The sequence below is a fragment of the Prevotellamassilia timonensis genome, from assembly GCF_900106785.1.
Lineage (GTDB): Bacteria > Bacteroidota > Bacteroidia > Bacteroidales > Bacteroidaceae > Alloprevotella > Alloprevotella timonensis.
In genome coordinates this window covers 411,212-435,977 of sequence record NZ_LT629844.1, presented here as the reverse complement: position 1 = coordinate 435,977, position 24,766 = coordinate 411,212, and the positions used below count along the sequence as shown (strand labels likewise).

General features: G+C 50.2%; 22 protein-coding genes. 10 read left to right on the top strand and 12 right to left on the bottom strand.

The genetic code is table 11. The features are described 5' to 3' along the window. The first annotated feature begins 187 nt into the window (after positions 1-187). The gene (locus tag BQ5453_RS07410) at positions 188-622 is read left to right on the top strand and encodes a DUF5606 family protein (RefSeq protein WP_071122692.1); all 435 of its coding nucleotides are present in this window, start codon (positions 188-190) and stop codon (positions 620-622) included. Between the two features lie 226 nt (positions 623-848). Here BQ5453_RS07410 and BQ5453_RS07405 read toward each other — a convergent pair whose 3' ends face one another. After that, on the bottom strand, positions 849-4,313 hold the full coding sequence (locus tag BQ5453_RS07405) for an AAA domain-containing protein (protein WP_071122691.1): 3,465 nt from the start codon (positions 4,311-4,313) through the stop codon (positions 849-851). An 11-nt stretch (positions 4,314-4,324) separates the two neighbouring features. After that, positions 4,325-4,711: a winged helix-turn-helix transcriptional regulator gene (locus BQ5453_RS07400; protein WP_071122690.1), complete on the bottom strand. Its 387-nt coding sequence runs from the start codon at positions 4,709-4,711 to the stop codon at positions 4,325-4,327. Positions 4,712-4,898: 187 nt separating this feature from the next. On the opposite strand from BQ5453_RS07400, the gene BQ5453_RS07395 reads away from it, so the two are divergent. Beyond that, positions 4,899-5,348, top strand: coding sequence for a cupin domain-containing protein (locus BQ5453_RS07395; RefSeq protein ID WP_071122689.1), 450 nt, complete (start codon positions 4,899-4,901; stop codon positions 5,346-5,348). Between the two features lie 580 nt (positions 5,349-5,928). Here BQ5453_RS07395 and BQ5453_RS07390 read toward each other — a convergent pair. The 5 genes from BQ5453_RS07390 to BQ5453_RS07370 all read right to left on the bottom strand — a co-directional run bounded on the left by BQ5453_RS07390 (position 5,929) and on the right by BQ5453_RS07370 (position 9,982). Further along, a complete protein-coding gene (locus tag BQ5453_RS07390; RefSeq protein ID WP_071122688.1) occupies positions 5,929-7,158 on the bottom strand; it encodes a carbohydrate-binding domain-containing protein in 1,230 nt (409 codons plus the stop codon). Further along, positions 7,155-7,583, bottom strand: coding sequence for a hypothetical protein (locus BQ5453_RS07385; protein ID WP_071122687.1), 429 nt, complete (start codon positions 7,581-7,583; stop codon positions 7,155-7,157). Before BQ5453_RS07385 ends, BQ5453_RS07390 begins: the two co-directional genes overlap by 4 nt. A 20-nt stretch (positions 7,584-7,603) precedes the next feature. After that, positions 7,604-8,452, bottom strand: a complete 849-nt coding sequence (locus BQ5453_RS07380; RefSeq protein WP_071122686.1) for a DUF2490 domain-containing protein — start codon at positions 8,450-8,452, stop codon at positions 7,604-7,606. A 14-nt stretch (positions 8,453-8,466) separates the two neighbouring features. Further along, positions 8,467-9,117: a DUF4956 domain-containing protein gene (locus tag BQ5453_RS07375; protein ID WP_083361154.1), complete on the bottom strand. Its 651-nt coding sequence runs from the start codon at positions 9,115-9,117 to the stop codon at positions 8,467-8,469. Positions 9,118-9,208: 91 nt separating this feature from the next. Further along, positions 9,209-9,982: a polyphosphate polymerase domain-containing protein gene (locus tag BQ5453_RS07370; RefSeq protein WP_083361153.1), complete on the bottom strand. Its 774-nt coding sequence runs from the start codon at positions 9,980-9,982 to the stop codon at positions 9,209-9,211. A gap of 574 nt (positions 9,983-10,556) precedes the next feature. Here BQ5453_RS07370 and BQ5453_RS07360 point away from each other — a divergent pair. After that, on the top strand, positions 10,557-11,456 hold the full coding sequence (locus tag BQ5453_RS07360; protein WP_071122683.1) for a peptidoglycan DD-metalloendopeptidase family protein: 900 nt from the start codon (positions 10,557-10,559) through the stop codon (positions 11,454-11,456). A gap of 196 nt (positions 11,457-11,652) precedes the next feature. Continuing rightward, the gene (locus BQ5453_RS14125) at positions 11,653-12,165 is read left to right on the top strand and encodes a hypothetical protein (RefSeq protein ID WP_143033330.1); all 513 of its coding nucleotides are present in this window, start codon (positions 11,653-11,655) and stop codon (positions 12,163-12,165) included. 172 nt (positions 12,166-12,337) lie between these two features. Here BQ5453_RS14125 and BQ5453_RS07355 read toward each other — a convergent pair whose 3' ends face one another. Beyond that, entirely contained in the window at positions 12,338-13,159 is an 822-nt protein-coding gene (locus BQ5453_RS07355) for an ATPase (RefSeq protein WP_235860047.1), read from the bottom strand. A gap of 42 nt (positions 13,160-13,201) precedes the next feature. Then, positions 13,202-13,426 carry a hypothetical protein gene (locus BQ5453_RS07350; RefSeq protein ID WP_071122682.1) on the bottom strand — a complete coding sequence of 75 codons (225 nt, stop codon included), beginning with the start codon at positions 13,424-13,426 and terminating at the stop codon, positions 13,202-13,204. Between the two features lie 361 nt (positions 13,427-13,787). On the opposite strand from BQ5453_RS07350, the gene BQ5453_RS07345 reads away from it, so the two are divergent. Both BQ5453_RS07345 and BQ5453_RS07340 read left to right on the top strand, forming a co-directional pair. Further along, positions 13,788-15,077: a M64 family metallopeptidase gene (locus tag BQ5453_RS07345; protein WP_071122681.1), complete on the top strand. Its 1,290-nt coding sequence runs from the start codon at positions 13,788-13,790 to the stop codon at positions 15,075-15,077. Between the two features lie 2 nt (positions 15,078-15,079). Further along, positions 15,080-17,650, top strand: a complete 2,571-nt coding sequence (locus BQ5453_RS07340) for an FtsK/SpoIIIE family DNA translocase (protein WP_083361152.1) — start codon at positions 15,080-15,082, stop codon at positions 17,648-17,650. Positions 17,651-17,914: 264 nt separating this feature from the next. Here the strand turns inward: BQ5453_RS07340 and BQ5453_RS07335 are convergent, their stop codons facing one another. Beyond that, positions 17,915-19,282: a VapE domain-containing protein gene (locus tag BQ5453_RS07335; protein ID WP_083361151.1), complete on the bottom strand. Its 1,368-nt coding sequence runs from the start codon at positions 19,280-19,282 to the stop codon at positions 17,915-17,917. A gap of 790 nt (positions 19,283-20,072) precedes the next feature. After that, positions 20,073-20,321: a hypothetical protein gene (locus BQ5453_RS14585; protein WP_235860046.1), complete on the bottom strand. Its 249-nt coding sequence runs from the start codon at positions 20,319-20,321 to the stop codon at positions 20,073-20,075. A 128-nt stretch (positions 20,322-20,449) separates the two neighbouring features. On the opposite strand from BQ5453_RS14585, the gene BQ5453_RS07330 reads away from it, so the two are divergent. The 4 genes from BQ5453_RS07330 to BQ5453_RS07315 all read left to right on the top strand — a co-directional run bounded on the left by BQ5453_RS07330 (position 20,450) and on the right by BQ5453_RS07315 (position 23,529). Continuing rightward, positions 20,450-20,827 carry an ISAon1 family transposase N-terminal region protein gene (locus tag BQ5453_RS07330; protein WP_143033257.1) on the top strand — a complete coding sequence of 126 codons (378 nt, stop codon included), beginning with the start codon at positions 20,450-20,452 and terminating at the stop codon, positions 20,825-20,827. A 34-nt stretch (positions 20,828-20,861) separates the two neighbouring features. Beyond that, a complete protein-coding gene (locus tag BQ5453_RS07325) occupies positions 20,862-21,905 on the top strand; it encodes a transposase (RefSeq protein ID WP_074027632.1) in 1,044 nt (347 codons plus the stop codon). Between the two features lie 168 nt (positions 21,906-22,073). Beyond that, entirely contained in the window at positions 22,074-22,451 is a 378-nt protein-coding gene (locus tag BQ5453_RS07320) for an ISAon1 family transposase N-terminal region protein (RefSeq protein WP_143033257.1), read from the top strand. A 34-nt stretch (positions 22,452-22,485) separates the two neighbouring features. After that, positions 22,486-23,529: a transposase gene (locus BQ5453_RS07315; protein WP_074027632.1), complete on the top strand. Its 1,044-nt coding sequence runs from the start codon at positions 22,486-22,488 to the stop codon at positions 23,527-23,529. A 120-nt stretch (positions 23,530-23,649) separates the two neighbouring features. Here the strand turns inward: BQ5453_RS07315 and hxsC are convergent, their stop codons facing one another. Continuing rightward, positions 23,650-24,762 carry a His-Xaa-Ser system radical SAM maturase HxsC gene (gene hxsC / locus BQ5453_RS07310; RefSeq protein ID WP_071122679.1) on the bottom strand — a complete coding sequence of 371 codons (1,113 nt, stop codon included), beginning with the start codon at positions 24,760-24,762 and terminating at the stop codon, positions 23,650-23,652. Positions 24,763-24,766: the final 4 nt, after the last annotated feature.

The window sequence follows — 24,766 nt, the reverse complement described above, 5'->3', positions numbered from 1 at the left end:
GTACAATATCTGCACAATATATGGGTGTGTGCACAATTTATAAGGCGAGCTTTTGCACATAGTTTGCACAAATATTACTATCTTTGCCAAACGTCTGCTTTCTTAAGCAGCTCTCTTTCCATGGCACGTTGCATCTCGGTGTGCGTGCTTATACCGATAACAAACAACATAACAAACAGAAAATAAAATGCAAGACACAATTTTGGCCATTTCTGGCAAGCCCGGACTTTATCGTCTCATATCGCAGGGTCGCGGTATGCTTATTGTTGAAACTGTTGGTGCTGACAAGAAGCGTTTGCCTGCAGGTGCGCGCGACCGCGTTACATCGCTCAACGATGTATCAATGTACACTAACGAGGACGACAAACCGCTGATGGAAATTTTCCAATCTATTGCCGACAAGGAGAATGGCCAGCCTACCAGCATCGACTATAAAAAAGCCAGCAAGCAGGAGTTGGCAGACTTCATGGCCAGCGTGTTGCCCGATTACGACCGTGACCGTGTGCACGACTCTGACATTAAGAAACTCATTCAGTGGTACAACATTCTCGTGAATGGTGGTTACACCAAGTTTGTTGACGAGTCTGAGGCTGCTGCTGAGACTGCAGAGGTTGCAGAATAAAATTCCGCGCGGGTTATTTCCGCACAAACACAGACTACAATTTTTCCATCATGGAAGCGTTGCTTGAAACAGATAAGTCATTACTGTTCAAGCAACGCTTTTTTGTGGGGTGATGGTGTGCAGTTTAGTGCACAAGGTGCAGATGCCCTGCCAAAGATATTTGTTTCGTGGCATTGTCTACACTCGGCACTTTTTGATGAACGCAAGCACTTATGGAAGCGACGTTTCAGTCAGGCTCGTAGTAAGCATCGCGTTCCTTGCAAAAATCTATCAACCGGCCAAATGTGTAGTCGGCCTGCAACAAGGGCGCATTGCCCACCATTATCAAGCGTTTGCGCGCACGCGTCATGGCCACATTGAGCTTACGGTCTATGATGCTGCCCGTGCGCTCGTCTACATATTCATTGTTGGTGAGAAACTGTAGCTGATACTTCTTCTTTGCCGTAAAGCTGTAAATCACCACATCGCGCTGGCTGCCTTGGTAGCGCTCCACCGTGTCGATGGTGATTTGGTGCAGAACGGGAATACCAAGGCGGTCAATAGCCGAACGCACAGTAGCTATCTGGTTGCGGTAGGGCACTATCACCCCCACCGTCATGGCCACATCAAAACTGCTTTGTGCCATACGATATACCTCACCTACTATCTGTGCCACTAATTTGGCTTCGGCTTGGTTTACCTTGTCGGGCTCCTCGGGATTGACAGCTGGCACACACGACACAAACGACACACGCTGCGCCGTCAGCACCTGCTCCACCCAGTTCTCTTCCGAACAGACTTTTGACGTTGGTTCCACTTGATGCGGCAGCGGCACTTCGCACAATGCGCTTTCATAAAAGGCATCGCTCGGAAATTTGGCAATGTCGCGGTGCATACGCCCCTGCCGCGTAAGCAGATGACACACTGCCTCGTTCACCGACCCATCAGCATTATACCCATACAGGTGTAACAAGCGTTCGAACAACGACAAGCGGCAGTCGGTCAGCCCTATGCCGTGCAGCAGCGGTTCGTTCACTGCCGACTCGTCGGTGCCCTGCTGCACGACTGCAGGCAGCTGCTTTTCGTCGCCAATCAGTACAAAACGCTTAATGGCACACTCGCCATGACTCTGCGCACAAAGCAAAGGCAATATATGGGGCTCCAATATCTGCGAAGCCTCATCGACAATGGCCAAATCAAAAGCCTTGAGCTCGAGCAGCGGCAAAGCGGCGCACACCGAGGTGGTTGTGCCACAAAACACCCTTGTGCCCATAATCAAGTTGCGCACCTGCTGCACATTTGGCTGCTCCATTTGTTCAATGCGTTCGCTCAACAGATGTGGGCGATAGCGCTCGTCGCAACTGAAATCGCTGCCCAAGCGTATAAAGTCAAGCCCTGGAATTTCTACCAATTTGCTGCATATTTCGTCCACAGCACGGTTGGTGTACGACAACAGCAGCACCCGGCTGCCTTCATGCAGCAATTCCTCGGTCAATATGTTTTTCATACCATACGAAGTCTTGCCCGTTCCCGGCGGACCGATAACCAGGTACATATCCCGCGCCCGCCGTGCATTTTGCACCAGTTGGTTGAACTCCGCATTGCCATAGTCGCCCTTGAGCGTGATGCGTGCGTCAACCTCAGGCTTGCGCTGGCCAAGCAACACATCGCGCCGTTCCTTGGGGGCAGTGAGCAGTGCTTGCAAACCGCGGTATTGCGCATTGTACGACGACTCCATAAAGTCGTGCTCCATGGCCCACACCTTGTGCCGGTAGAACTCAAACACCTGGCGGCTGGTTTGCGGATTGCGCAATCGCACTTTTACACCATGCTGCTCAATGGCTGTAATGGTGCAGCGAAACACCATGGTAGCTGTGGCATCGGGAATGCTGCCCTTGGCATAAGGGTAGAAGAATACGATGTCGCCCACGCGGAAGTTTGACAAATCGGCATCAACGCAACCAATACTTTTGTCGTCAAACTCCAAGGTTACGTCCTCCACCTTGTCGTCCTCGCCATCGGGGTGAACGGTCAGATTTTCGTAGATGTTGCCAGCCTCGCGCTTATCCTCAACCGAGGCATTCCACACCGAGGCAAACCCCGAATGCTCCTTTGTACGATTGCCAATGCGCGAAAGTGCTTGCTCGTTGGCCACAAACTGCATAAACCTGAAGTAGTAGGCACGTTCGAGCGGCGATGCCTGCCGTATGGGCTTGAGCAGCGCCTCGAGTTCGGGCCGCGTATAACGGTTCCACAACACGCCATTTGCCCCGGGATATATGCGCTCGGGAGTGAGCGTTTCGAGCACCCGCATTCCGCCCTTGGCGTACCAACCGTCGCACCAGGCCAGTTGGTTGCGCAATTTGATGGCCTCGAACAACAATTTGGGCGCTGAAGTGACAGCATCTAACCCGTGTGCATAACGCGAATAAAGCAGGAAAGCTTGCATCTGATCGGCATTGACGCGCTCGTAATCGTAGTGCAGCAAGGCACGATATAGCAATATCTGCACAAAGTGTGGTTCCTGTTTGCCGGTGTACTCCTCAGCCGAAGCCCCAGGCATCCACTTACATTTGCCCGACTTCTGCTCTATGACGGTTCTAAAGTTTAAGTCGAGGAAATCCATACGTCCCTGCAGCCCCAACATGTCTGAAAAGAAAGAAGGCTCGAGCATGATGTGGTCCGACCTGAACTGCTCCGCCGTTTGCTGCTCATACTCGTGCGCCATCATTTGACGTATGTGCTGTTGCTGCCGACGTGCCTGGTCATGAAAGTCGCTCGTCAAGTCCTCACAAGTAACAAAGTTGACAGCATTGCGACGGAAAAAGCGCTTCATGCTCTCGGCATACGTCAAATTCTGCTTATAAGCCTCCTCATCAAGCAGCTGCCCTGCAAAGTTACCGAGCAACATGGCCGACGTTTGCTTAAACGGCTTGATGCGGTTAACGAGTTCGGCCAGCGGTGAGCGTCCTGCCTGCGTAAAGCAGTTAGCCACCGAGGTGACGTTTATTAAATAGTCGGGCGCATAAATCAACAGTTCGGGCAAGATGTCGTCCCCCACCCTTCGCGGTCTGACCACGTTCAGTGCCTCTCCTTCGGTCAGGCAACGGCGCAGATAGGTCCAGTCGCCTGGCACAAATTTGTTTTCGGCCACATAGTTTATGCGCACCTCCTCATCGTTGTCCTCGCGCGTGGCATATATATAGGTGTTGTCCCACTTGTTTATGATACATCTGAAATAAGGCTCATCGCGTCCGGCGGCGTCCTTCTCCCTTTGCGGCATGACGCGTTTGGTGGTGCGTGGCAACAACTGCTGCAATTTGCCAGGAGCTGCGGCCTGATACACCAATTCTAAAAAGCGTACTACGGCCTTGAGGTCGACCAGCCACGCATCTGCCAATTCTTGGTCTTTCTCAAGCGTCAAATAGCGCAGGCGGTTACGTGTGTCGTTTATGGCAAACGACAGACTGCGGTCGTTCTCGCGTAATTGGTGCTTTTTCACAAGATAGTCTATCTTGGCATACAATCCGCTCATTTTAACCGTCACATCGCGCAACTGTTGGTCGACGCCCACCATCAACACCTCACGCAACACACCATAGCGTGTGCGTACATTGCGATGGCTGCTGATACGCCACAAGGCATCAAACAGTTCGTCGGCAGTTTCGAGCAGTGGTTCTTGCAAATTTACAATGTGTTCTTTTGTTTCCATACATCACAGTCTTACGCTTGCGCGTTACTATTAGACATTTCAAAGTCGTGACGATGCTTCACTATGCCCTTCATATGTTGTTGCGCCCACTCAGTCAGTTGTTTAATTAATGGCACAAGACTGTGTCCCACCGGCGTCAGTTCATACTCCACCCTCATGGGCACTTCGGGGTACACCGTACGCTTTACCAAACCGTCGGCTTCAAGCGCACGCAAAGTGCCCGCCAACATTTTCGATGATATGTCGGGTATGAGTTTGGCCAACTGGTTGTAACGGGTGCTTTTGCTCTCGCTCAAAATCAAAATCAAGAGCAGTGCCCACTTATTGCCGAAACGCGACACCACGTTGCGTATGGGACAGATTTCGATGATAGAATATTTTTCCTGTTTTTTTAGCATGACAATGTGCTGATATTCTTCAAGAGTGAGTACAAAGTAAGATAGTTACCTTTTCGTAACCTCTTGTGTACCAATCATTTATTGTTTACCTTTGCACTATCAAAAAGAGAGTTATACGATGGTTGTAAAGTTACAATCAAATTATGACAATAGCAAATAGTATTCACTCTAAATATAAGCAAGAACAATGAAGCAGGTAAAGACTGTGGCTTCTGCCACCAATTTCAAAGCCATCAACGTTGGCAAGTTAAACGAAGTGTCTGACTATGTACTCGAACTCGGACCGGACGTTAAAATTCCCGGCAAGGTGTTTGGAGGCCAGGCCCTGGGTGCAACAGGTGGCGAGTTCTCATTCCAGGTGTTCCAACCTGGCACAGAAACAGGCTTTCTTCACACTCACAAGACACACGAAGAACTCTACTTTTTCTTGAGCGGCGAAGGGCAGTTTCAGGTAGATGGCGAGATATTCCCCGTTAGCGAGGGCAGCGTAGTGCGCGTGGCACCTGCTGGTGTACGTTCTGTACGCAACAACGGCAGCGCGCCGCTCATCATGCTTTGTGTGCAATACAAGGGCGACACCTTCACAGCAGACGATGCTGCCGATGGCGTTATCCTTAACGAACCCGTTAAGTGGTAATTGCATATCAGCCAACGTCTCTGAATAGACAGTAAGCCCCCTTATGTTAACTGTACATAGCCACAAAACTTTTATTGGCATAAAAGCGAATCACGAAATATGGCAGCGACCACGTTGTCCGTGACATTTTTGATGCTTTGGAGTTTTACCAGAAGGCAATATATTACTATCGCTCACGGATCGCACCGATTGCACGGATTTTTTCGCTTGTGCAACGTGCTTTAGCACCACGGAGATGACGGATTTTACGGATTTTGTGAGCATTGTATGCTCACTTCGCTATTGGCTCGTAACGTACCCTTGGCGAAATACGTTAGCACAGATTATGTAGTAAGGTACCTGGTCGCAGCAACGAGCTAATAGCGAAGTGAGCATGCAATGCTCACAAAATCCGTAAAATCCGTCGTCTCCGTGGTGCTAAAGCACGTTGCACGAGCAAAAAAATCCGTGCAATCGGTGCGATCCGTGAGCGATAATATCAGAATGGGTTAACCGGACAGCAATAATTAAAAAGACAGGCTGCACCTATATATAAAATATAAGTGCAGCCTGTATTATATTATCGTTAATACCCTAAGTCTTACTCAGGCACCACGTTGGTTGTACCACCAAGGTACTTGTACTCACCGTCAATCGAAATGCCTTTGGCCTTTTTGCCAGTCACCGTCATGTTGATGGTACCACCACTCAGCGTATAGTTGCCCGTCACCTTGATGCCGCGGCACTTGCTGCTATCTGGCAATCCGGTAGTGGGATCGGTATATTTGTAAGTGGTGCCCGACACGGTCATATTGATAAGTGTGGTAGCGCCCTCGGCCTGAGCTACAAGCAGATTACCACCCACACTCATGCCCTTCGAGCCATCGCCCGACACAGTGGCCTTGATGGTACCGCCATTGATAGTTACGTCCTTTTCGCCCTTCAAGCCTTTGACGTCAACCGCAGCCACGTCCATGGTGATGGCACCGCCATTGATTATAATTTGGCCATTTTGCAGGTCGGCAGCATCCTTCGTGCAACTCACGTCAACACAGTCGCCCTTTGTACCACTCACATTGAGTGTGCCGCCGTCCATTTGGAAATATTGGTCAACGTGCAAGCCATCGCTGACTGCCGACAACACATTGATTGTGGTGCTACCATTCTTAATCCAAGTGTACTCGTCCGAAGCATAAGCGTGCTTGGTATTGCCAGTCAAATTAAGCACGCCAGCACCCTTGATTTCGGCATGACCATTGATAAAGAAGCAAGCCTTTTGCATGCCACCGGCCCCATCTGTCAGTGAGTTGGTCGACCCATCGGCCAATATCACGTTGATGCGTTTGCCATTGTCTATGCACACAGCCGCACTGTCGGGGTTGGTAAGATTGAGGTTATCAAAGCGCAAGGTCGACTTGTAGTGACCGTCCATATAGAACGAGCCGTTAGTGGCTGTGCCGCCCAAGGCATAAGTTATTTCCTCAGCAGTTTCGGGTGCGGCCACCACACTTACGTGATCGCCCTTCACTGCGATGTTGAGCAACGACGCCACATCACCCGACACAGTCACCCAAGTGTTGCCATTGGCATAAGCCACCTGCATGGTGCGGGCAGCGGCCGCCTGTGAGCGGTCAACCACAATAGAGTCGATGTCTGACGTGCTGAACGTTTTGCCCTGCAAGGTCAGCTGCATGCCATTGTTAAAGTTTACATCGCCAAGCGCCTCAGCAGCGTACGATGTCACCACATGACCGGTATATACCTTCATGGTCTGTGCCACGGCGGCAGAGGTGAGTGCGGTGGCAGCTATAAGGGTAAAGATACGTTTCATTGGGCTATAACTTTAAGTGTCTGGTTATTTACTCGTACAAGGTAAGTGCCCTTTGTCAGTTGCGCCGTACCCACTTCTCGTCCGTCGATGCTGTAAACGCCCACACGGCTCCCCGCAGGTGCATTAACCTTGAGCTGGCCGTTTACGATGCTGGCATGCAGCCCGTTGTCATTAGCAGCAACGGTGTTCACTGCCGTGGGAGTAGTGCTGAAAAACATTTTGCTCATGTCGGCCACCGGCGCAGTAAAGGTTTCTGTGCCATTGGTTGCCACCAAATTGTCGTTGGCAAAGGTTATCTTGAGTTTGTCAATGCTCAACGATGCCTCCTCACCCGTCGTTTTCTTAAACGTGAGGTAGTCATAACTCTGTGCTGATGCGGGCAGAACTGCTGCACACAGGAGCAAGACTGAAAGCAGTTGTTTCATATTTGTGTAAAAGGTTTGGTTTAGAACTTAAACTTGTAACTGAGACTAAGCACATGAATATCTGAGTCGTTGTCGTCGTCAGCACCATTGCTATAAACGTAAGCTATGTCGAGGCGGTGCTGCTTGGTTATTTTCCATTCGGTCCCCACTGTGAGGCGCTGCTTGTCAAGATGCAGCTGGTTGCTCATGTCGTTGCTGAACTCGTATGTCAGATAAGGCGTCCACGCGCAATGCTTGATGTTGTACTCCACGCCGAAACGTGAGCGCAGGTAGTGGCGGTCCTTTGCAGCCTTGGGGCGCTCAGGGTCAACCTCAAGTGTGGCAAACTTGTTTCCACCGCATTCGTACACGGGGCCAGTGTAGCCTGCCAGATCGACTGCGCTCAACGGCGATTTGTAGACAGAGCGCAAAGTGGTGGTAGCCACAAAGTGGGTATACTGATAGCGCTCGCGCACCGACAGGGTGAAACGCCCCACGGGCAAGCTGCCTGTCACATCAAATGTAGCACGGTGCTTGCTGCGCCAAAACGCATCGTCCACCTTGCAGTTTTTGAGCGCGCCATTGGCTTTGTATTCATACTTGGTCTCCTCCAGGTTATAGTCGCGCAAGAAGTTGTAGCCAGCTCCGAGCGATACATAGCTGCAAGGCTTATAGCCCACCCCTACCGACACACCGTAGCGCGTAAAGTCCTTCAACTTGTTTTCGGCACGCAAGTCTATGCCGGCATCTACCGACCATTGCTTCGACAAGCTCTTCTGCACCGTCAATTCGGTCCACACGCCATAATCGTCGGCATGGGCCGTATTGGCTGCTGCCATCAGGGCCAAGGCCGGCAGCAAGAGTCGTTTGTTAAGAACATTGTTTATCATAAGGCAAGAGGTGTTTATGCGTTCGGCTGGGGCAGCTTGGTCATGCGGTCAACGTCCTTGATACGGTTTTCGGGATCAAGGTAGAACACACGCAGCATGGTCATATCTGTCAAAAAGTCGACAGCGCCCACCTCAACGCGGGTGATTTTCAAACCGAGGCGTTCCTCAAGGTCGGCCTTGAGTTCATCATAGCGCTCGGGCTTTATGAGGTCTATATTGTCGTACTTTACAAACTTGCAACCCTCGTGGCTGGTGGTAAGGAAGTTTTCGCAGAGCCACACGCACACAATGAACACCACGTTCACCACGCCGCCTTCAATCCAGCTGAGTGTGGTGCCCGTGCACTTGCCATTGATAACGCTCAATGCTACGAGGAAAAACAAATATGTCATCTCACGAATGGGCACACTCTCGGTGCGGTAACGTATGATGCCGAATATGGCAAACAAGCCAAGCGCGGCACCAATACCCACATCATGGGCATCGCGCATGAGCAAGGCTATCAGCATGAATATGCTTACGCTGAGCAATATGAAGGTGAAATAATAGTCGCGGCGACGGCCTTTGGGATAGTAAAAGAAGTGTACCACCAACCATGTAACGATGGTGTTGATTACCAAGCTCGAAATGAGCGGCATGAGATGAAATGTAGAAAGGTCTAACATACTTATAATATAGGTGTATGTGTGTAGTGAAACAATTAGATTTAGTTCGTTATTTGTCAAGGAGCGGCCCATTACGCCACCGCCACCAGATTTAGGCTTCGGCCACCTTGCGTATTTTTACCAAGCGCTTTTTGAAACGGTTTATACGCAGGTCAGGGTCGGTTACCGAGGCACCAATGCAATACTTGCTAAAGCCAGCAGGCTTGATGCGCAACTGGCGCAGTATGGGCAATATGGGCGAGGGGCAACGCCCGTCGCGCTTCAACTCTATCACCACAATATTGTTCATTGAAGCACGGTTCTCGGTGGCGTAATTATAGAATTGTATGCCAAAGTCTATAGTCAGTCGTTCAGTCTTGTCATAATTCACCAGCGTTATGCGGTTAAAGCGGTTGCCCACTGCCGGCCCCAAGTCGCACAGGTGCAACCCGGTCATTTCGGCCAGGAAGTCATCGCCGGCGCCCTCGTGCATCACAGCCTCGAGCGACGGCACCCGCACACGGCTCTTTGAGGTCTTACCGTGATTATCCTTCTTTTTAATCTCAAGAAAGGTGACATCTGAGCTCAAGTAAGTGCGCACCCTCACCTTTTGGCGTGGCGCACGCCCCGTTTCGTGTTGGCGGAACATGCCCAAGGTTTGCAGGTCGTCCCAATACGTTGTGGCATAAGGGCTGACGCGTTGTCCGTCAATCTCCTGTGCATAATAGCTGCCGCGCGTCAGCTCGAGCAACCTCTTGAGCGTGGGCACGTTGGTCAAATATTTCTGATCGGTACGATTCATAAGGCGTATGCCCGACATCTCCTCCAGGGTTATAGGGGGGAGTTGCCGAGCCATCAGCTCTATGTCGTTTGCCAATTTATCCATTTCAATATATTTATAAATCAGGCAAGCTGTGGTTCAAAGCAAAGTCTACTATCCTTGCTTCCCGAACTCACCCTGGACTATTCAGCATTCCTTTTCAACAAAAGCCATGTAGTCTACCATTATTTGGCATTTGCATTTTTCATTGGCGCAAAGATAACTGATAATTATCATCTCTCAAAGTTATTTTGTTACAAAATGGCTAAGCTACAACGACAATCATCGAAAGTTTGCAGCACTTCGTAGCACAAGTGGCAATGTTTACAGACAAACTTGTGCCAATAGTATATTTGACTTGTTTGTCAAAAAAAGCAGAGCGTGAGTTGACCGCACCGGACTGTTTTGACATCAACTTGCCAACCCTTAAAAGGCATACAAATGCAGTAAATATGCAAACAATCGAACCCCGCACGCTGTTATTTAACACTCATAAACGCGTGATTGTCATGTAAATGTAGTAATTTTGTGGCGGAAATCTTAGCAAGCCACACTTGCATAACGCCCGATTGAAGATATGCGAAGGGGAAACCGGACGGCGCAAATGCGACTGGCTACTATTAAAACATTACGCAGACCAATGAACATATCCACTCTGCGACGTGCTGTTCTTGCCATTGCCATGGCAAGCGTCAGCACCGCCGCTTTTTGCCAAGACTTAATTGCTCGTCAAGCCCCCGTCGACCGCCGATTGCGCGCCGTCGACTCGGTGGCCATACAACGTGCTGTTGACCGCGACATCAACACCGACTTCAGCAGCGACGTGTACAACTCATGGGTCACCAACCGCGCACACCCCTACAAACACGACGAGGTGCCCGAAACCTACCGCATCGACCTGCGAGGCTTCTGCATGCCCACTCCCTCACGCAATGTAACATCGCGCTTTGGCTATCGCGCCACCTTTAAGCGTGTGCACAAAGGGCTCGACATCAAGGTGTGCACCGGCGATACCATTGTGGCCGCATTCGACGGAAAAGTGCGCGTGGTACGCTACGATGCCGGAGGCTACGGCAACTATGTGGTTATACGCCACAACAACGGACTCGAGACCATCTACGGCCACTTGTCGAAACAGCTCGTTGAGGGCGACCAAATTGTGAAGGCTGGCGAGCCAATCGGCCTGGGTGGCAACACGGGCCGCTCGTTTGGCTCACACCTGCACTTTGAAACACGCTTGGCAGGCGAGGCCATCAACCCCGAGTTGCTGTTCAACTTTCCCGCACAGGACGTGACATGCGACTTTTACACCTTCCACAAAAACGACAGCGGCAATGCCTCAATGCTGCTGGCAGCCAACAAGCCGCACAACAGCGAGGACGCCATTGCCATGACCGCCACACACTTCTACAAAGTGGAGCGCGGCGAGACCCTTGCAAGCATTGCCAGCAAACTGGGTCTGAGCGAGGACAAGCTGGCCAAGACCAACCGCATGAAGTCAACCTCACGTCTGCGCACCGGACAGATATTGAGATACTAATTACACAAGACCCACAATGGGCAGTTTTTCGCCAAAGCTGCTTGTACATTACTACACACATCACATCATCACACCCTTTGGATAATAAGATATGCCAACGGGTGTGATGTTTTTTTGCCTATAAGCTACCTTCATGTCACCACATACAAGTTTTACACCATTTTGTCTGCACTCTGCACTTTTAGCATATAATGCTTTGATTTTCAACGGAGTGCAGCGTGCAGACAACTCTCAAAAACGTGTGCACTACCATCTGCACTTGTCTGCACTGCACATGACTGAGGACGGACGTTCGGGGGCGGAATTTCTGTTATGGGAGGGCGGATTTTCTGTCGGACGGACAAGTTTGCCGCTCCCCCTATACTGTTTTTTCTCTGTGGCACAACCTGTCTGCGCCGCAGCCGACACCTTGCGGCTAAAAGTGCAGACAAATGTAATGCGTGCAGACAATGGTGCATACTATCTGCACCATTGTCTGCACGCATTACTTATTGATAATTATTGCTGTCCGATAAGACGTAATCATACGAACGGACTCAAGCATCAAACGCAACCTCTAATGGGGGCGAGGCGTCCCGAGGCTGCTGAAAAATGCCCGACGCGGGACGCGTCGCCCCCATTAGAGCGCAATGCCCTGGCACAACAGTCCTTTACATGGTTTCTCATTTGCTTTTTAATCTGCAAATCTGATAGAAAACGCTACCACTAATGGGGGCGACGCGTCCCGCGTCGGGCATTAAGTCAAAGGCTCACTGACTGGCGTGCAATCGGTGTAATCCGTGCTATAATATCTGCATGCTTTTACTGGACAGCAATTATTGATAATCAGCAGGATTGCAAACCCGAGTGCAGAGTGCAGACAGTTTTGCCATTTTCATTTTTCAAGACAGCGGGCTGCGCAACACCCGGCCCACTGCATAGCCGTTGGCAGCGGCCACGCTACGCAGCACGTCCTGAAAATAGTAGGCCACACTGCCTACAAACGATACGGGCAGGTCGGGACGGCCATAAGAGCAGATGTTGCGTTTGAAAAAACGGTCAAACTCCTCGTGCAGCAACTGCTGAATGGCGGCATCGGCCTTGTGCTCGCTCAAGAATGGCGCAAAGGAGGCCAAGAAACGGTTGGCAAAAGGTTCACGATAGACGCGCCTTATCATCTCGTCGGCACTGATGGCATAACGGGCGTGGAAGGCACTGCACAGGTGGTCGGGCAACTGGTGCTTGAGCACATCGCCCACCAAACGGCGGCCCAACACGGCACCACTGCCCTCATCGCCCAGAATATAGCCCAAGGGCGACACATTGGCCACCACCTGGCCGGACACATACAGGCAACTATTGCTGCCGGTGCCCAATATGCAGGCTATGCCGTCGGCATTGCCACACAGGGCGCGCGCCGCCCCCACCAGGTCGGAGTCTACTATCACCTCGTGCAGGGTGGGCATCACGCTGCGCAACGCACGCTCCACCACACCACACTGCACACCACGACAGCCCGCACCATAAAAGTGTACGGCATCGGGACACACAAAATGGGCGTCGGCCAGCAGTTCCGACGTCAGTATGGCGGCAATCTCTGCCTCGTCGAGCATAAAGGGGTTGATGCCCTGGGTGGCTATGCGTGCCACCTCGCTATTGCCGGCCAGCAACAGCCAGTCGGTTTTTGTGCTGCCACTGTCGGCAAGCAATATTATTTTTTCCATTACTAAGCAGGTGTTCAGAATTACTTTACTCAAGTTTCGGATTTAGCAAGTGCGGGCTGAATCATCGTGCAAGGCGAATGCAATCAAGCTTGCTTGAATTGCTGAGCCGCAGCCGATGATGCCAATGAAAGCCCAATGTTCTTCATAGCCCAGGGCAAGCGAAGCGGCACCCTGGGTATCGCGTGTTGGAGCAGTCGCGCCCTGTAAGGGCAAAAGTAAAAAGGCCCTGTTACTTCTGCCCTTACAGGGCGTAACTTTTGCTTTCATATCAACCCAGGGTGCCGCTTCGCTTGCCCTGGGCTAAGTAAATACTTGGGCTTTCAGTCCGCGCTTGCTAAATCCGAAACTTGAGTTACTTTATACAATCAGCAGGTGTCATTAGTTCACGTTGAAAGCACGTTCTTGGGGCACATCTGTTTCCTTCGTCCCCGGTCACATAGCCCGTATGCACCCTCACCCGAAGGAAACATCTGCGACCCGGTAACGCCTTTCTATGTAAAAATAATTTTGAGCACCTGCTTATGTATCGGGTTTATCGGTGCACAAAAGTAATACATTCGGAGAAAATGCGTACCTTTGCACGTACGGAAAAACATATTTCCCCAAGACTCTTTTCACAGACTCACTCATGTTACGATTTATATATTTGCTTGCTTTTTCGGCACTATGTGCCACAAGCACCCATGCGCAACAGAACAACACATCACCGGCAAGTTGCCCGGGGCGCACACTGCGCGTAGACTATGACTTTAGCGGCAACACCCACGCACAACACATAGCCGTGGCTGGCCTCAGCTCGTTCAGCGGCTGGGCCGGACGACGGGTGCACACCGACAGTGTGCCATTGCGCGGCAATGGCGACATCACACTGCGCGACCTGCACACGGGGCGCGTGCTTTACTGCCAGTCATTCTCCACACTGTTTCAGGAATGGCTCACAACCGAGGAGGCCACGCACACCAGCCGCTCGTTTGAAAACACCTTTTTGCTGCCCATGCCAGCCGACTCGGCCGAGGTGACCGTGCGCTTGTTCAACTTCAAGCACCAGGTGACAAGCAGCCTGACACACAAGGTGGCGCCTGACGACATTCTCATACGCAACCTTGACCGCACCCCCGTGCCGCCCCACCGCTATCTGCACCAGAGCGGCCCGGCTGCCGACAAAATTGATGTGGCCATAGTGGCCGAGGGTTATACTGCGGCACAGGCCGAGGCGTTTTATGCCGATGCGCAAACTGCCGTTGACGCCATACTGAGCCACGAGCCTTTCAAGCAATATGCCGACAGGTTCAACTTTGTGGCTGTGGCCGCTGCCTCTGCCGACAGCGATGTGAGCATACCAAAGGAGGGCATTTGGCGCAACACTGCACTGAGTTCGCACTTTTCGACGTTCTACTCCGACCGCTACTTGACCACGCTCCACCAACGCGACTTGCACAACTTGCTGGCGCGCATTCCGTACGAGCACATCATCATTTTGGCCAACACTTACACCTATGGTGGCGGTGGCATATATAATGCCTACACGCTCACCACCACACACCATGCGGCCTTCCGTCCGGTGGTGGTGCACGAGTTTGGCCACAGTTTTGCAGGGTTGGCCGATGAGTATTACTACGACGACCAGTACGAGAATTACTATTCGCCCGATGTGGAGCCGTGGGAGCAGAACATCACCACGTTGAAGAATTTTGCCGAAAAATGGCAGGACATGCTGCCGCGACGCACCGCCATACCTACCCAACCCGATGCCAAGCACCCTGAGCGCATTGGCGTGTACGAAGGGGGTGGTTATATGTCGAAAGGGGTGTACCGCGCATTTCAAGACTGCCGCATGAAAACCAATGAATGCAAGGCGTTCTGCCCCGTGTGCCAACGCGCACTGAGCCGCCTCATCAACTTTTACACGCACGAATAGCAATGGCCAAGAAACAAAATACAAGCAAGCCCCGGGCTGCCAAGCGCAACCCGGGCAACACGCCTGCCCCGCTCACCTTGTGGCAACGCTACAAGAATGGTGAACTGGGCAACGCCGTCAAAGCTTATTGCAAACCCGACAATGTACGCTTTATTGCGGGACTGTTCATATTGGGCATCAGTTTGTTCCTTATCATCAGTCTCGTGTCAAACATCTTTACGGGCACCGCCGACCAAACGGGTGTGCAGAACGGCAATCTGACGCACGCTGCCAACTATGGCGGCAAAATAGGTGCTTACCTGTCTAATTACTTTATGGACTCATGCTTTGGCATGCTGTCATTGTTCATACCCATATTCACCCTGCTTGTGGGGGTTAAGTTTATGGGGGCCTATCGTGTGCGCTTGTGGAAGTGGTTCCTCAACTTTTCCATCATCATGATTTGGGGCTCGGTGTTCTTGTCGCTTATCACCGATTGGCTGCCGGGCAAATTTATTAACTACTTCAGTTTCAGACTGGGCGGCGGGCACGGCGACTACATCAAGCATGTGCTCACCGACAACCTGGGGGCCATGGGTGCATGGATTGTGGCCATTGCCACTGCTGTGCTTTACCTGATGTATCTGAGTAGCGAGACGGTGAGCATGGTGCGCCGCATCATGAACCCGCAGGACTACATCAAGAGCAAACGGCACAAACACGCTGATGGCGACGATGGCACCGACGATGGCGAGGTTTATAAGACGGACCCGGAACTGCTCACCGACGACAACGACACGTACGACGAAAACGCGCCCCTGCCACGACCGGACGATGACGAGGAGGACACGGACGATAAGGAAGAAGACAATGCTGCTGTGTCGATTGACCTTGACACACACACAACAGAAGCACCGGCGCCAAATGGCGAGACTGGTACGGGCGACGATGCGGACAAACTGCAGATTGACAGTCCGCAGGCACCCGAGGCAGCTACGCCCAACACCGAACTGGCCATTGCCGCACCCATTGTAGACGACAAGGCACAGGGCAAAACGGTGCAGGAGGTGCTCGACATGGAGCCGTTCGACCCGCGCAAGGACCTGGAGTATTACAAATTCCCTACCATCAACCTGCTCAAGCACTATGAAGACAATGGACCTGAGATTGACATGGCTGAACAAAATGCCAACAAGGACCGCATCATTAACGTGCTGCGCAACTTTGGGGTGGAGATTTCGAGTATCAAGGCTACTATCGGCCCTACTATCACCCTTTACGAGGTAACACCGGCACCGGGTGTGCGCATTAACAAAATACGTAATCTTGAGGACGACATTGCGCTTTCGCTCTCGGCACTTGGCATACGTATCATTGCACCTATTCCGGGCAAGGGCACCATTGGTATTGAGGTGCCTAACAAAAATCCGCGCATCGTGTCGATGGAGAGCATCATCAACACCAAAAAGTTTCAAGACTCTACTTTTGAACTGCCCATCGCGCTCGGAAAGACTATTACCAACGAGGTGTTTATGGTGGACTTGGCCAAAATGCCGCACTTGCTCGTGGCTGGTGCCACTGGTCAGGGTAAGTCGGTTGGTTTGAACGCCATCATCACTTCGCTGCTCTACAAAAAGCACCCCTCTGAACTCAAGTTCGTAATGGTTGACCCCAAGAAGGTGGAGTTCTCCATATATGCGCCCATTGAGAAGCATTTCCTGGCCAAAATTCCCGACGACAACGAGGATCCTATCATTACCGATGTGACCAAGGTGGTGCAGACGCTCAAGAGCTTGTGCCAACTGATGGACCACCGCTATGATTTGCTTAAAAAGGCTAAGGTGCGCAACATCAAGGAGTATAACGCCAAGTTCAAGGCTCGCCAGCTGCCACCACAATATGGCCACGAGTATATGCCTTACATTGTGGTGATTATCGACGAGTTTGGCGACCTCATCATGACGGCGGGCAAGGAGGTGGAGCTGCCTATTGCACGCATTGCCCAGCTGGCACGTGCCGTGGGCATGCACATGGTTATTGCCACACAACGTCCTACAACGAACATCATTACGGGTACGATCAAGGCTAACTTCCCGGCGCGTATGGCCTTTAAGGTGATGTCGCAAATTGACAGCCGCACCATTCTCGACCAAAGCGGTGCCAACCAGTTGGTGGGTAAGGGTGATATGCTCTTTTTGTGTGGCAACACGCCCGTGCGTGTGCAGTGTGCCTTTGTCGATACGCCCGAGGTTGAAAAGATTAACAACTTTATTGCCGACCAGCAGGGTTACCTCTCGGCCTTCGAATTGCCTGAACCTGAAATGGACGAGGACAACGGTGGCAAGGGGGACTTGTCGGGCGAGACGCTTGACCCCATGTTTGAGGAGGCTGCACGACTTATTGTGGTGCACCAACAAGGCTCTACATCGCTCATTCAGCGTAAGTTCTCAATCGGCTACAACCGCGCCGGACGCTTGATGGACCAACTCGAACGCGCTGGCATCGTGGGCCCGACGCGTGGCTCGAAACCGCGTGAGGTGTTGTGTAAGGACGAGATTGACCTTGACCAAAGACTCGAAACTATCAGGGGCTGATAACTGACAGCTTACTACTTATAACTTTGAACCGCCTTGACAGAATGTGTCCTGTCAAGGCGGTTTTGCGCTCTTTTTACGTATGAAGGGCTTTGATTCAAATAAGAAGGGACACATTCCTTCCATACTTCGTCAATGGCGTCACCCAATCAAATGACGCAACCCATCGTTTTTCAACGTGCGCCATTCAATAGCACAAAAAGGTGATGAAGTTTGGAGCACAGAACAAGGTTCATCACTACAAATGTCGGGTGAGCCTTTTTTTCAGCATCCCTCGTCATGCTTGCGCCTCACATAGTACAATGTAGCCTTGCTGCTGCGCCGGCGCGGCACTTGCAGCTGCACCAGTTCACGCCCTAATGCCACGGCCGAGAACTTCTGTCCCATACCGCGCATGGCACGCTTTATTTCGAGCAAAATGGCTGTGGCCGTCAACCATTCGCCCTCCATGTCCTTCGCCTCATGCCCGTTGCCAACGGGCACAAACTCAAACAACCTCGTAAAACACTCGCGCAGGGGCGATGCCTGATAAAACAAGCGGTTGTGCTGCTGTATCTGCTCCTCCTCGGTATGTGTAAAGTACGTTATCTCACCAGAGTCCACCTCGTGCAGCAGCTGTGCATAAAGTTGCGCATAGTCGAGCGGCGTGTCACAGTCTATGACGTGCTTCACCTCCTGACAGTAAAAACGGCGGCTGCCCGTAGGGTCGGTCAAGAGGTCGAACCTGTTGCTGGTACCTATAAACGAGGCCACACGCGCCATTTTGCTAAATCCGGCAGCATAGGGGCGGCGCGTCTGCATGGTGCCAAGCTGCACCAAATTCTTAAGTTTGGCATTGTGCAACTTGTTGTAGCGGTCAAACTCGTCAAGGTTGACAAGTGCAAAGCGCGACAGCGCCAGTTCAAGACGCTCGTCGCCGGCCAGCTCAAACTTGTCGGTGTAGTAATTACGCAGTTCGGGAGGCAGCAACATGCGGCAGAACGTACTTTTGCGCACACCCTGCTCCTCGCTCACCAACAGTGGTATCATGGCATTTCCGCTGGTGCTTGCACCGTCCGCTGTGGCCTGCACCCAACCGGCCACCATGCAGCGCAGCCAGCGCCCGAATACCATGCGCCACAGCGCGTCAGTGCTCACCCGTTCGGCCAGTGGACCCACGCGGTCGGTGCCGTCCCACTGGGGCAGGGACTGCAAATAAGCGCTGAAGGGGTGATATTGCGGCATGTAGGCCGACTCCACAATGCGGTCCACATCATTGTTCCACACCATACAGCCCCGTTTGTGCAGGTCAATCACCATGGTGTTGCGCACCAGTTTGCTCACGGACACAAACCCTTTGTCCGTCTGGTCGCGCCGTTGCACTTCGGGCGTGCGGTCAAGCACATTGTATCGAATGTCGTACAGTTCGTTCATAAGGGTAATGGCTTGTTCTGTCAACCCGCAGTTCGTAGTGTGGCCAGTTGTTTGTGGTGCGCAGTCAGTGTCGTTTCGCATGCGTTTTTGCCGCAGGGGCGTTACAGTGTTTTTAGTTCGTGGTTCCAGGCTATGCGCGATAACATCTATCAGTTTGTCAACGCCACGTTTCACAATGGCATCGGCATAGCGCAACATTCTGTTAAGCATTCGTTTCATGGTAGTCAATACAATTTGGTTTAGTACTAAAGCAAAGTGCTGCAAAGGTAACACCAAGGCATTGCACCCAACAAAAAAAGTGTACAATTTGTACACAAATAATTGCGCCCTCCCCGTCAACCTACATGTAAATGAATGCGTGTGTTTTCACTGCCATCTTACACTTTTCGTGCGTAACAAGTTGATATACAGAGGTTTCAATAGTGTAAGATAAATTCAAAACATCTTACACACCCCTGCATACATCTTACACATCACACTCCGCTGCCCCGCAGTCAGTTTTGTCGTATGCGGTGGATTGTACGCCACAGGGACGTAGAAAAATCTGTCGGAGCAACAGGCATTTCTGCTCCCCTATGCCGTGATATCCTTCTCTTGTGCTTGTGCCGTGTGGCAGCGTGTGGGTTGTGTAGGTTGCGTGTAGGTGACATTGGTAGCATCTTACACTAAGTAAAGTATTGATAGTCAACGAGTTGCAGCGTGTTAGTGTAAGATGTAAGATACTCGGTGTGTAAGTTGTTGTAGTATGGTAAAGGTCCCGCCACCACTAAACGCAAGCACTAATGGGGGCGATGCGTCCCGCGGCTACTGATAAAAGCCTAAGTCCGAACTTCGTCAATGCGTCTCCCTAATCAAATAACGTAACTCATTGATTTTCGCCACACGCTATTCAATGACACAAAAAGTAATGAAGTCAAGAGGAATTTGGTTCAAATAAGAAGGGACACATTTCTTGATGCGCCCCTCCCAATTACTTTACAACTCGCAAAAATCTTTGCGAAACACTATCCTAATATCTGCTTGAATAGTGTGATACGTGCGAGCCATGTGAGCCATGAGAAACATGAGAACTATGCGAATAGTGCCCCGCAAGAGAACTCTTTACCATGTCAATGGCTTTCTGCAAAACCAAGGGCTGTTTTTTCTGCTTCTCAATTTGAGTTGTTCCGTCATTATTGCCCAATACGTTCATGATATTATCAGAAACGTTTGCACAATAACTCGTTGTTGCAATAAATGCCGAAACAAGCAAAAACATTAGTCGGCGCACCCGACAAACCCTGTGGAGGGCTGTGCAGATGCTAACCCAAAAACTGAGTTGCCAAACGATACATGATTGCCCAAAAGTAGTACCTTTGCACTATGAATCAGAATGGCAATAAAAATATGTATGAGGGCCTCGCCTCATATTTCCTCCCCGAAGGAGTTCTTAAATATTTCGAGGTGACAGACTTTGCAACACAGCGTACTCTGGACAAGGATGTTCTTTACACAACAGAGCTTCACATCTATCTGGATGAGCGCGACAATCGCACACCAGACATGAAGGATTCCGTGAGCAATGGTTTTGGGGAAGAATCATGTTTACTTGACTATCCAGCCCGAGACAAGAAGGCGGTACTTCACATACGAAGAAGGCGTTGGACAATGCCGGATGGCACAACAAGAAGTGTTGACCTTGACAAGGAGTTTGAACTGAAGCATAAGGGCACTCGATACGCGAAGGACTTCGCGCTTTTTTTAAAGAGGGCGAATGGACTCTGAGACGATAACCGCTCGTCAGATTGGTTATACGTACATGATTAACAGCTCCACGTTTGCCAAAAGATACAAGGACGCCCTGAGTAACTTCGAGACGTGGGAGCAGAAGGATCACGCATCCAAGTGGATTCTTATTCCGCAAAACGTAGGTAAGGAGCAAGGCATAGACGAGACCTCCCTCCAGGGCGAACTGTACACTATCGTTCACAACAAGGATGCCCATGGTCGCAAGGGTGCAATCATAGCAGTAGTCAAGGGAACGAATCCTGCTGACGTACTGAAGGTTCTCATGCAACTACCTGCAGATAAGCGTGAAATGGTTGAGAATATCACGATGGATCTCTCAGATTGCATGCGTGTCATAGCCCGAGAGGCATTCCCTAAAGCCACAGTCATACGTGACTGCTTCCATGTCGTAAAACGCGGTGGAGAGGGCTGCGAAGAGATACGCCTGCGCCTGAAACGAAAAGCCGTAAAGGAGGCGAACAGACAGAAGGCAGAGTTTCGCAAATACCTCGAAAATCTGGCAGCGCAGAGAAAGGCTTACCGCGAGCGAATGAGGAAAAGGCATGGGAAGAACTGGAAGAAGAGCAAGCGCGGAAGAAAGCCTATGAGGCTGAACACTCGCTTTGAACCCAAAAGGCTTGAAAATGGCGAGACTCTTGTAGAGGCACAGACACGATGTCGCAAGCAATTGTCCATGAGCCGAGAGAAGTGGAGCGCAACGCAGAAAAAGCGTGCGAAGATACTTTTCGCACTCTACCCAAAACTTGAAGAAGCATACAATCTGATCAACTCCCTTAGAGCCATATTCAGAAACAAGAAACTCACAAAGGAGACTGCCAAACAGAATTTCAAGGGGTGGTATGAGAAAGTGGCTTCCTGCACTCTGCGTGAAATCAAGTCCGTACGCGATACCATCAGATTCTATGAGGATGAAATCCTGAACTACTTTGACGGACGTAAGACTAACGCTTCAGCTGAATCGTTGAACTCAAAGATCAAATGCTTTCGTGCACAAGTAAAAGGAGTCATAGACATACCATTCTTCATGTATCGTTTAGCAACAGTTTTGGGTTAGCATCTGCACGGCCTACTCCACAGGGTTTGTCGGGTGCGCCCATNNGGCGCACCCGACAAACCCTGTGGAGGGCTGTGCAGATGCTAACCCAAAAACTGAGTTGCCAAACGATACATGATTGCCCAAAAGTAGTACCTTTGCACTATGAATCAGAATGGCAATAAAAATATGTATGAGGGCCTCGCCTCATATTTCCTCCCCGAAGGAGTTCTTAAATATTTCGAGGTGACAGACTTTGCAACACAGCGTACTCTGGACAAGGATGTTCTTTACACAACAGAGCTTCACATCTATCTGGATGAGCGCGACAATCGCACACCAGACATGAAGGATTCCGTGAGCAATGGTTTTGGGGAAGAATCATGTTTACTTGACTATCCAGCCCGAGACAAGAAGGCGGTACTTCACATACGAAGAAGGCGTTGGACAATGCCGGATGGCACAACAAGAAGTGTTGACCTTGACAAGGAGTTTGAACTGAAGCATAAGGGCACTCGATACGCGAAGGACTTCGCGCTTTTTTTAAAGAGGGCGAATGGACTCTGAGACGATAACCGCTCGTCAGATTGGTTATACGTACATGATTAACAGCTCCACGTTTGCCAAAAGATACAAGGACGCCCTGAGTAACTTCGAGACGTGGGAGCAGAAGGATCACGCATCCAAGTGGATTCTTATTCCGCAAAACGTAGGTAAGGAGCAAGGCATAGACGAGACCTCCCTCCAGGGCGAACTGTACACTATCGTTCACAACAAGGATGCCCATGGTCGCAAGGGTGCAATCATAGCAGTAGTCAAGGGAACGAATCCTGCTGACGTACTGAAGGTTCTCATGCAACTACCTGCAGATAAGCGTGAAATGGTTGAGAATATCACGATGGATCTCTCAGATTGCATGCGTGTCATAGCCCGAGAGGCATTCCCTAAAGCCACAGTCATACGTGACTGCTTCCATGTCGTAAAACGCGGTGGAGAGGGCTGCGAAGAGATACGCCTGCGCCTGAAACGAAAAGCCGTAAAGGAGGCGAACAGACAGAAGGCAGAGTTTCGCAAATACCTCGAAAATCTGGCAGCGCAGAGAAAGGCTTACCGCGAGCGAATGAGGAAAAGGCATGGGAAGAACTGGAAGAAGAGCAAGCGCGGAAGAAAGCCTATGAGGCTGAACACTCGCTTTGAACCCAAAAGGCTTGAAAATGGCGAGACTCTTGTAGAGGCACAGACACGATGTCGCAAGCAATTGTCCATGAGCCGAGAGAAGTGGAGCGCAACGCAGAAAAAGCGTGCGAAGATACTTTTCGCACTCTACCCAAAACTTGAAGAAGCATACAATCTGATCAACTCCCTTAGAGCCATATTCAGAAACAAGAAACTCACAAAGGAGACTGCCAAACAGAATTTCAAGGGGTGGTATGAGAAAGTGGCTTCCTGCACTCTGCGTGAAATCAAGTCCGTACGCGATACCATCAGATTCTATGAGGATGAAATCCTGAACTACTTTGACGGACGTAAGACTAACGCTTCAGCTGAATCGTTGAACTCAAAGATCAAATGCTTTCGTGCACAAGTAAAAGGAGTCATAGACATACCATTCTTCATGTATCGTTTAGCAACAGTTTTGGGTTAGCATCTGCACGGCCTACTCCACAGGGTTTGTCGGGTGCGCCCATTAGTCTCTTCATTGATACCTCCGTTTTTAAAGTTTGACAATATAGTTAACAATTCACTCTGTACATGAATCTGTACATTAAATTTTGTGGATATGCGTACTTATGTTATTGTTGTTTGTCGAGAAGAAACCTCCACATTCACCTTTAAGTACACATCCATCACAAACAGGAAGATAAACATCTTTCCATTCGCTGATTGATTGCTTTGCGAATGGGCGTAATTCGGGCGGCAGTACACATAATTGAGCATTATAGACATAGGTAGTAATATCCCTGTTGTTCAATAGAAGCACAGCTTCTTTTAGCTCTTTGTTATAGTCGTATGGATCTATCCACAAATCTTTTAGGTTAGTTTCTGCCAAGCCTGTAGTTTCCATCTGCATAAAGGCGACTTGTGTGACAAATGGGAAATTATGATATATATAATCTGCCAACTGCGGCAACCTCTTATAGGTCTGTTTGTGGATAACCACTCTTAAACCTATCTGTTGCCCAAATTGTGCTAAATTATATAAGCCTTGTACTGTCTTGTAAAAGGTCTTGGCTCCGACAATATGATTATGGATAGAGGCAATGTCCGAAAATATCGGAATGTCTATTTGTAAATCATGATGGTTGCAAGCCGCCAATTTTGCCGCATAGTTTATATCTGCGAATTTTACTCCGTTGGACAAAATGCTTATGGCTGCTTTTGGACATGATTTCTTTATTTGGCGTATAATATCAAACAATTTGTCACCAATCATTGTTGGTTCGCCACCAGTAATGCCGACTTCTTGTGCTCCTTTGTCGAACAATTTTATCAAATTCAGATTAAAGTCTGTCCTGTCTTTTTCCTGCAACACTGGAGGTTGGGGGCACATAATGCAACGATGATTACAACGAGCTGTTGCAAAAACAACATTGGATGTAGAGCTGATTTCATAAAGGAAGCATATCTCTCCATCTGTTGTGATATTTATGACATCACCATCATTAAAGGCTGAAATGTTGTCAACTTTGACATATGGCGTAGAAGTATCACCAGATAAATCGTGTGTCGAAATAACAGCCTTATAACCTTTGGGCAATTTCTTTTCGTTGGTTACAAGGATATATGTTGAGCGATTGAATATATTCTTATCATTCAATGTTACTTTCCCAAGAAGTTCTTGTGAATTTGAGTTGTATATCGATTTTACTTGTTTCATATCT

What these genes read in the sequence shown, in the direction of transcription:
- BQ5453_RS07410 (WP_071122692.1), top strand. Translation starts at nt 188, where the DNA reads ATGCAAGACACAATTTTGGCCATTTCTGGCAAGCCCGGACTTTATCGT.
- BQ5453_RS07405 (WP_071122691.1), bottom strand. Translation starts at nt 4,313, where the DNA reads ATGGAAACAAAAGAACACATTGTAAATTTGCAAGAACCACTGCTCGAA.
- BQ5453_RS07400 (WP_071122690.1), bottom strand. Translation starts at nt 4,711, where the DNA reads ATGCTAAAAAAACAGGAAAAATATTCTATCATCGAAATCTGTCCCATA.
- BQ5453_RS07395 (WP_071122689.1), top strand. Translation starts at nt 4,899, where the DNA reads ATGAAGCAGGTAAAGACTGTGGCTTCTGCCACCAATTTCAAAGCCATC.
- BQ5453_RS07390 (WP_071122688.1), bottom strand. Translation starts at nt 7,158, where the DNA reads ATGAAACGTATCTTTACCCTTATAGCTGCCACCGCACTCACCTCTGCC.
- BQ5453_RS07385 (WP_071122687.1), bottom strand. Translation starts at nt 7,583, where the DNA reads ATGAAACAACTGCTTTCAGTCTTGCTCCTGTGTGCAGCAGTTCTGCCC.
- BQ5453_RS07380 (WP_071122686.1), bottom strand. Translation starts at nt 8,452, where the DNA reads ATGATAAACAATGTTCTTAACAAACGACTCTTGCTGCCGGCCTTGGCC.
- BQ5453_RS07375 (WP_083361154.1), bottom strand. Translation starts at nt 9,117, where the DNA reads ATGTTAGACCTTTCTACATTTCATCTCATGCCGCTCATTTCGAGCTTG.
- BQ5453_RS07370 (WP_083361153.1), bottom strand. Translation starts at nt 9,982, where the DNA reads ATGGATAAATTGGCAAACGACATAGAGCTGATGGCTCGGCAACTCCCC.
- BQ5453_RS07360 (WP_071122683.1), top strand. Translation starts at nt 10,557, where the DNA reads ATGAACATATCCACTCTGCGACGTGCTGTTCTTGCCATTGCCATGGCA.
- BQ5453_RS07355 (WP_235860047.1), bottom strand. Translation starts at nt 13,159, where the DNA reads ATGGAAAAAATAATATTGCTTGCCGACAGTGGCAGCACAAAAACCGAC.
- BQ5453_RS07350 (WP_071122682.1), bottom strand. Translation starts at nt 13,426, where the DNA reads ATGAAAGCAAAAGTTACGCCCTGTAAGGGCAGAAGTAACAGGGCCTTT.
- BQ5453_RS07345 (WP_071122681.1), top strand. Translation starts at nt 13,788, where the DNA reads ATGTTACGATTTATATATTTGCTTGCTTTTTCGGCACTATGTGCCACA.
- BQ5453_RS07340 (WP_083361152.1), top strand. Translation starts at nt 15,080, where the DNA reads ATGGCCAAGAAACAAAATACAAGCAAGCCCCGGGCTGCCAAGCGCAAC.
- BQ5453_RS07335 (WP_083361151.1), bottom strand. Translation starts at nt 19,282, where the DNA reads ATGAAACGAATGCTTAACAGAATGTTGCGCTATGCCGATGCCATTGTG.
- BQ5453_RS14585 (WP_235860046.1), bottom strand. Translation starts at nt 20,321, where the DNA reads ATGTTTTTGCTTGTTTCGGCATTTATTGCAACAACGAGTTATTGTGCA.
- BQ5453_RS07330 (WP_143033257.1), top strand. Translation starts at nt 20,450, where the DNA reads ATGTATGAGGGCCTCGCCTCATATTTCCTCCCCGAAGGAGTTCTTAAA.
- BQ5453_RS07325 (WP_074027632.1), top strand. Translation starts at nt 20,862, where the DNA reads ATGATTAACAGCTCCACGTTTGCCAAAAGATACAAGGACGCCCTGAGT.
- BQ5453_RS07320 (WP_143033257.1), top strand. Translation starts at nt 22,074, where the DNA reads ATGTATGAGGGCCTCGCCTCATATTTCCTCCCCGAAGGAGTTCTTAAA.
- BQ5453_RS07315 (WP_074027632.1), top strand. Translation starts at nt 22,486, where the DNA reads ATGATTAACAGCTCCACGTTTGCCAAAAGATACAAGGACGCCCTGAGT.
- hxsC (WP_071122679.1), bottom strand. Translation starts at nt 24,762, where the DNA reads ATGAAACAAGTAAAATCGATATACAACTCAAATTCACAAGAACTTCTT.